General features: G+C 71.3%; 5 protein-coding genes. 3 read left to right on the top strand and 2 right to left on the bottom strand.

What is annotated here, in order from left to right; translation table 11 throughout:
* Positions 1–141: 141 nt before the first annotated feature.
* Positions 142–2,502 carry a transglycosylase SLT domain-containing protein gene (locus NNJEOMEG_RS09480; protein WP_173083732.1) on the top strand — a complete coding sequence of 787 codons (2,361 nt, stop codon included), beginning with the start codon at positions 142–144 and terminating at the stop codon, positions 2,500–2,502.
* A gap of 45 nt (positions 2,503–2,547) precedes the next feature.
* On the opposite strand, the gene NNJEOMEG_RS09475 is transcribed toward NNJEOMEG_RS09480, so the two are convergent.
* Together NNJEOMEG_RS09475 and NNJEOMEG_RS09470 are read right to left on the bottom strand one after the other, a co-directional pair.
* Positions 2,548–3,069 carry a hypothetical protein gene (locus NNJEOMEG_RS09475; RefSeq protein WP_173083730.1) on the bottom strand — a complete coding sequence of 174 codons (522 nt, stop codon included), beginning with the start codon at positions 3,067–3,069 and terminating at the stop codon, positions 2,548–2,550.
* A gap of 111 nt (positions 3,070–3,180) precedes the next feature.
* On the bottom strand, positions 3,181–4,329 hold the full coding sequence (locus NNJEOMEG_RS09470; protein WP_173083764.1) for a DNA polymerase IV: 1,149 nt from the start codon (positions 4,327–4,329) through the stop codon (positions 3,181–3,183).
* 94 nt (positions 4,330–4,423) lie between these two features.
* On the opposite strand from NNJEOMEG_RS09470, the gene NNJEOMEG_RS09465 reads away from it, so the two are divergent.
* Positions 4,424–5,290, top strand: a complete 867-nt coding sequence (locus tag NNJEOMEG_RS09465; RefSeq protein WP_173083728.1) for an NAD(P)-dependent oxidoreductase — start codon at positions 4,424–4,426, stop codon at positions 5,288–5,290.
* Between the two features lie 191 nt (positions 5,291–5,481).
* Complete coding sequence (locus NNJEOMEG_RS09460) at positions 5,482–5,991, top strand: nitroreductase family protein (protein WP_173083726.1); 510 nt, start codon at positions 5,482–5,484, stop codon at positions 5,989–5,991.
* The last annotated feature ends 9 nt before the right edge of the window (positions 5,992–6,000 follow it).

Raw genomic sequence — 6,000 nt, 5'->3', positions numbered from 1 at the left:
GAGCAGGGCGGCTCTGCCGCCCGTAAGCGGCTCCCGGAAACCCCGTCTTCGGGGTTTCCTCTGGGGAAGTAGCCCGGACGGTTCTCCGTCCGGGCCTTTTTCAGACTTTTCGCCGGGCGCGATACGGCCTAGGATCGGGCCATGAAACGATCGCTTTTCGCCCTGGCCCTGATGCTCCTGGTCTCGCTTCCGGCCTTGGCCCAGGACGTTCCCGGCGACGCCCCCCGGGACCTCCCGCTGCCCCGGCCCCTCGCGCCCAATGTGCCGGGCCTCAGGGACCGCCTTGCCGCGCTGGAGGCCAGGCCGCGCACCACGGAAAACGCGCTGGCCATGGGCGTGCTGCGCTTCCAGAACCGCCAGCACCAGGAGGCGCTCGCGCTGCTGGAGCCCCTGGCGTCCGGGCGCTCGCCACTGTCCTCCTGGGCCGCGCTCTTCGCGGGGGCCGCGCGCCTGCGTCTGAACGATCCCGCCGGGGCGCTCGCGCTTCTGGCCTCGGTGGACCCGGCCGACCCGGTCCTCGGGGACGAGGCTCTGCTGCTCTCCGCCTACTGCCAGGAGGCCCAGGGCTCGCCAGAGGCCCTGTCGCGCTACCGCCGCTTCCTGGACCTGGCGGAGCAGCCCCTGCGCGCCGTGGCCCTCTGGCGCGCAGGGGCGCTGGCCGGGGGCGCGGGAGACGCCCGCGCCGCAGGGGAGTTCTACCGCGAACTGTTCACCAGCCTGCCCTGGACCGTCTCGGCCGAGAAGGCCCTGCCCCAGGCCCAGGCCCTGTTCCGCGCCGGGCGAAGCCTCTTCGACCCCGATTCCGCTGAAGCCCTGCGCCAGCGCATCGAGACGCTCCTGGACCGTTCCCAGGCCGCCAAGGCCCAGCCGGTCATCGACCGCTACGCCGCCGCGCCCGGAGCCGATCCCTTCCGAGCCGCCTACCTGAAGGGCAAGGCCGCCTACGCAAGACGCGACACCGAGAAGGCCGTCCAGTACTTCGAGGACGCGGCCCGCTCGCCGGACGCCACCCTGGCCGCATGGGCGCTCTACCACCAGGGCCGGGCCCTCTGGCGCTTCTCCGGGCCAGAGGACGCCAGGGCCATGGAGGCGCTGCTGACCCGAGCCCTGGAGGCCTCGCGTTCCCTGCGGGACGGCGCCGATCTGGCCGAGGCCTCCCGCAGGCTGCTCCTGCTGCTGGCCGTGGAGCGCGGCCGCCTGGCCGAGGCCCTGCCCTTGGCCCGCGCCCTGGCCGACTCCGGCCCCGAGCCCACCGAGTCGCGCGAGCAGGCCGCGTGGCTCACGGGGCTTTTGCGCCACGCCCAGGGCGATCAGGCCGGGGCCCTGGGAGACTTCGCCGCCTTCCTGGAGCGCTTCCCCAATTCCGACTACGCGCCGGGGGCATGGTACTGGACGGGCCGCGCCCGCCTGGAGGCGCGCGACCCCGAGGGCGCGCGCCAGGCCCTGCGCCGGGTGCTCGCGCGCTGGCCCAACGGCTACTACGGCATGCTGGCCGCCCGGCGTCTGGCGGCCCTGGAGGCGGCCACGGGCGTGGGCGCTCCAGCCGGAGCCCCCGTAGCGGCCCCCCTGGGGGCAGGCCCTGCGTCAGGACCGATGTCCGACCCGGCGTCCGGCCCGGCGTCCGGCCCGGATTTTGTCGCGGCGACGTCTCCGGGCGTCGCCCCGGGCTCACTCCAGGCTGCCGCCCCGGCCCGGTCGTCCGAAGCGCCCGGCGCGCGGCCCGCGCCGCTCCAGGACGCCGGGGACCCTCCCGCCTGCCCGGACCCGGCCGCATCGGCCCCGCCTGGGGCTGCCCCTTTCCTGGAGCGGGCCGCCCTGCTGGAAGCGGCGCTCCTGCCGGAGTTGGCCGAGCGCGAGCTTGGGGCGCTGGTGCAGCTCCATCCCCAGGATCCGGTCTGCGTGCTGCGCTACGCGCGCCTGGCCGAGAGCCTGGGCAATCACGCCGCCGCCGTGCGCGTTGTGGGGCGCGCCTTCCGGTCCTGCCTGGCCCGGGGCTCGCGGGAGGCGCTGGCCCCGCTGCGGGAGCTGGTCTACCCCAGCCGCCACGGCGAGCAGATCGAACGCAACCTGACGGGCAGCGGCGTGGACCCGGACATCATCCGGGGGCTCATCCGCCAGGAGAGCTTCTTCGACCCCGACGCCGTGAGCGGAGCGGGCGCGGTGGGCCTTATGCAGCTTCTGCCCTCCACGGCCAAAAGCCAGGCCGAGAAGTACGGGGAGAAGGGCTTCAAGACCGAGAGCCTCAAGGACCCGGCCGTGAACATCCGTTTCGGGGTGCGCTACTTCCTGGAGCGCTACCGCGAGTACGGCGGCAGCCTGCCCCTGACCCTGGCGGGCTACAACGCCGGGCGCGTGAAGGTGGGCGTGTGGCGCGAATTCCTGGGCGGCCTGGACCAGGAGCTGTTCGTGGAGTTCATTCCCTACACCGAGACCCGCGACTACGTGAAAAGGATTCTGGGGAACCAGGCGATGTACGGGCTGTTGTATCCAGTAGCCCGTTGAGGCCCTTCCGTTCCAGTCCGGCCGGGAGGGGCGCGGAGGCCCGGTTCAGCCCAGGCCATGCCCCTCGGGCGCGTCGAACCGCCCCGGCCGCAGCAGGACCGCGCAGTGCCGGAGCATGAGCCATGCGCTCCAGGCCAGCAGCACGGCGCCGATGCCGAAGAGGAGCAGCTCCTCCTGGCTGGTGTCCACGATGGAGTTCGGCAGCTTCACCAAGGCCACGCACACTTCCATGAAGAGCCCCAGCAGCAGATAGCACAGTCCGTATTCGTGGCAGTGATGATCCACGGCGGCCTGGGTCTTGTCCTCGTGTTCGGGGTAGAGCCTGAAGATGTTCATGAAGGCGTGGCGCTCCTCGATGGCCACGCCGTAGCCGATGAGGATCACGCCCAGGTTCTCCACGATGTCTTCCATCTCCTTCGTGTTGTCCTGGGCGTTGAACAGGAGCGGGGCGAGTTCCTTGAGCGAGAGCACGCCGATGGCCACGAGCAGCACGTTGATGAGCACGATGCTGTAGCGGCTGGTCAGGGCCAGCAGCAGCCTCACGAGCAGGGGAGGGGACTGTTTCACGGCGGGAACTCCTGGGCGGCCGGGCGCGTGAGGCCCGGAATGACAGAAAGAATCCTCGCCGCAACGCTATACGATGCGCCCGGGCTTGTCACCACGCCTGCAGGGGTGCCCTCACTCCTCGAAGAGCCTTCCCCGCTTCACGGCGGCCTTGCCGTGCTTGTCGCGGATGGCGTCCACGGCGCGGTCGAGCCTGGAGGCCCGGACTTTCGCGCGGTCCTCCACCAGGGCAAGCTGTCTTGGCCCCCTGGCGAAGTTGGAGACGCCCACGCCGATCAGGCGCACGGCCTTGGCCAGGCGCTCCTGGTCCAGCAGGCGGCAGGCCGTGGCGAATATCTCCTCGTCGGTGTCGGTGGGCTCGGCCAGGGTGTGGCTGCGGGTGATCTGCTTGAAGTCGCTGAACTTTATCTTGAGCGTCACGGTGCGGCCTGCCAGCCCGTGTTTGCGCAGGTCGCGCCCCACGCGCTCGGACTGGCGCAGCAGCCAGCGTTTGAGGGCCTCGGGATCCGAGAGGTCCTTCTCGAAGGTGTTCTCCGCGCTGGAGGACTTGGGCTCGCTGTCGGTGACGATGTGCGTCGAGCCCCTCCCGCCGGCCCGGGCGTGCAGGGCCAGGCCCCACTCGCCCAGGCGCGCCTCCCAGAACTCGGCCGAATAGCGCAGCACGTCCCCGCAGGTCTTGACGCCCAGAGAGGCCAGGCGCGGCAGGGTCTTGCCTCCCACGCCGGGTATCTTCCCCACGGGCAGGTCTCGCAGGAAGGCCTCCACCTCGTGGGGCTCGATGATGGTCACGCCGCCGGGCTTGCGGTAGTCCGAGGCGATCTTGGCCAGGAACTTCACCGGCGCCACGCCCACCGAGCACGAGAGCCCGACAGCCTCGCGCACCCGCGCCTGGAGTTTGCGCGCCAGCTCCGCCGGGGGGCCGAAGAGCCGGTCGGCGCCGGTCACGTCCATGTAGGCCTCGTCCACGCTGGCCTGCTCCACCAGGGGGGAGAACTCGCCCAGCACGGCCATCACCTGGCGCGAAATCTCGGCATAGCGCCTCATGCGCCCGGCAACGAACACCCCCTGCGGGCAGAGCCTGCGCGCGTGGGCCACGGGCATGGCCGAGCGCACCCCGTAGGCCCGGGCCTCGTAGGACGCAGCAGACACCACCCCCCGGTCGCCCTTGCCCACGATCACGGGCAGGCCGCGCAGCGACGGGTCGTCCAGCTGCTCCACCGAGGCGAAGAAGGCGTCCATGTCCAGATGGAGGATGCGCGTCACGTTGTCCATTGACTTGCCGCCCGGAACGGATGGATAGGCTTGTGGTGCCCGCCTCGCGGGCGTCCGGGAAACCCATAGCCCAAGGACCAGACAAATGAAACTCGCCGTCGGATTCGCCGGGATGGGCATCATGGGCAAGGCCATGGCGCGCAACGCCGCCAAGGCCGGCCACCATGTGGCCGTGTACAACCGTTCGCCCCTGGCCTCGGGGGACGCCGAAGGCCTGGAGATTGCCGCCACCCCCCTGGAGCTGGCCCGATGCCGCGACGTGCTGGTGCTGATGCTCACCGGCCCCGGGGCCGTCGACGCCGTGCTCTGGGGTGAGAACGGCATGGGCCCGGCCCTGGGTCCGGGCAAGACCGTGGTGAACATGAGCACTGTCCCCCCGGCCTACTGCGCCTCCCTGGCCGGGAAGCTCGGGGCCGCCGGGGCCGTGTTCGTGGACGCGCCCGTCTCGGGCTCCAAGGTTCCGGCCCAGCAGGGCGCGCTGGTGATCCTGGCGGGCGGGCCGCGTGACGCCGTGGACGCCCTGGAGCCCCTGTTCATGTCCATGGGGAAGAAGGTGGTCTACTGCGGCGAGGCCCCCAAAGGGTCCATGATGAAGATGTCCGTGAACCTGCTCCTGGCCTCCATGATGGAGAGCCTTTGCGAAATGCTCGTGTTCGGGCGCGCGGGGGGGCTCACGGACGAGGCCATGCTCCAGGTGGCGCTGGGCGGTCCGCTGGCCTGCGACCTCTTCAAGGTCAAGGAGCAGATGCTCCTGCAGCGCAAGTTTCCGGCCCAGTTCCCGCTCAAGCACATGCACAAGGACCTGCGCTTCGTCACCGACACGGCCACCGACATGCGCTGCCCGGCCCCCAGCGCCTTCGCCAACCTCCAGATCTTCAACCAGGCCATGTCCAAGGGCCTGGGGGAGCTGGACTTCGCGGCGGTGATCGAGGCCCTCGAAGGAATGGTCTGATCCGGCCCCCGGCTGGGCCGCTAACATCCGGGACCGTTCTTGACGCCGCCCCCCCGCCGGTGCAGGGGAAAGGCGCGCCAGCGCGCCGAAGCAGGGCGGCTTTGCCGCCCGTTGGCGGCTCCCGCGAACCCCGTCTTCGGGATTCGCCGTAAAGCTGACAGAGGCGCGCCCGCGCGCCAAGGAGGTCCCTCATGGACGCCCTCGACTGCCTTTTCACCCGGCGCTCCATCCGCCAGTTCACCGCCGACCCGGTGGACCCCGAGGCCCTGAATACCGCCTTGGAGGCCGCCATGAGCGCCCCCAGCGCGGGCAACGCCCAGCCCTGGCACTTCGTGCTGGTGCGCGAGCGCGCCCTGCTGGACGCCGTGCCCGGCTTCCATCCCTACGCGGCCATGTCGCGCCAGGCCCAGGCGGGCGTGCTGGTCTGCGCCGATCCGGCGCTGGAGAAATATCCCGGCTACTGGCCCCTGGACTGCGCCGCCGCCGTTCAGAACCTGCTGCTGGCCCTGCACGCCCAGGGCCTGGGGGCCGTGTGGGTGGGCGTGTGGCCCGAGGCCGACAGGGTGGAGAACTTCCGCAAGCTTCTGGGCGTGCCCGCCCAGGTGATCCCCCACAGCTGGGTTCCCGTGGGCGTTCCCGGGCAGCCCGCGCATCGCGCCGACCGCTTCCGGCCCGAGCGCGTCCACGAAAACCGCTGGTAACCAGCCATC

This window comes from Fundidesulfovibrio magnetotacticus (assembly GCF_013019105.1).
Classification (GTDB): Bacteria; Desulfobacterota; Desulfovibrionia; order Desulfovibrionales; family Desulfovibrionaceae; genus Fundidesulfovibrio; species Fundidesulfovibrio magnetotacticus.
The sequence above is the reverse complement of the archived record's forward strand: the minus strand, read 5'-3'. Positions and strand labels throughout refer to the sequence as shown.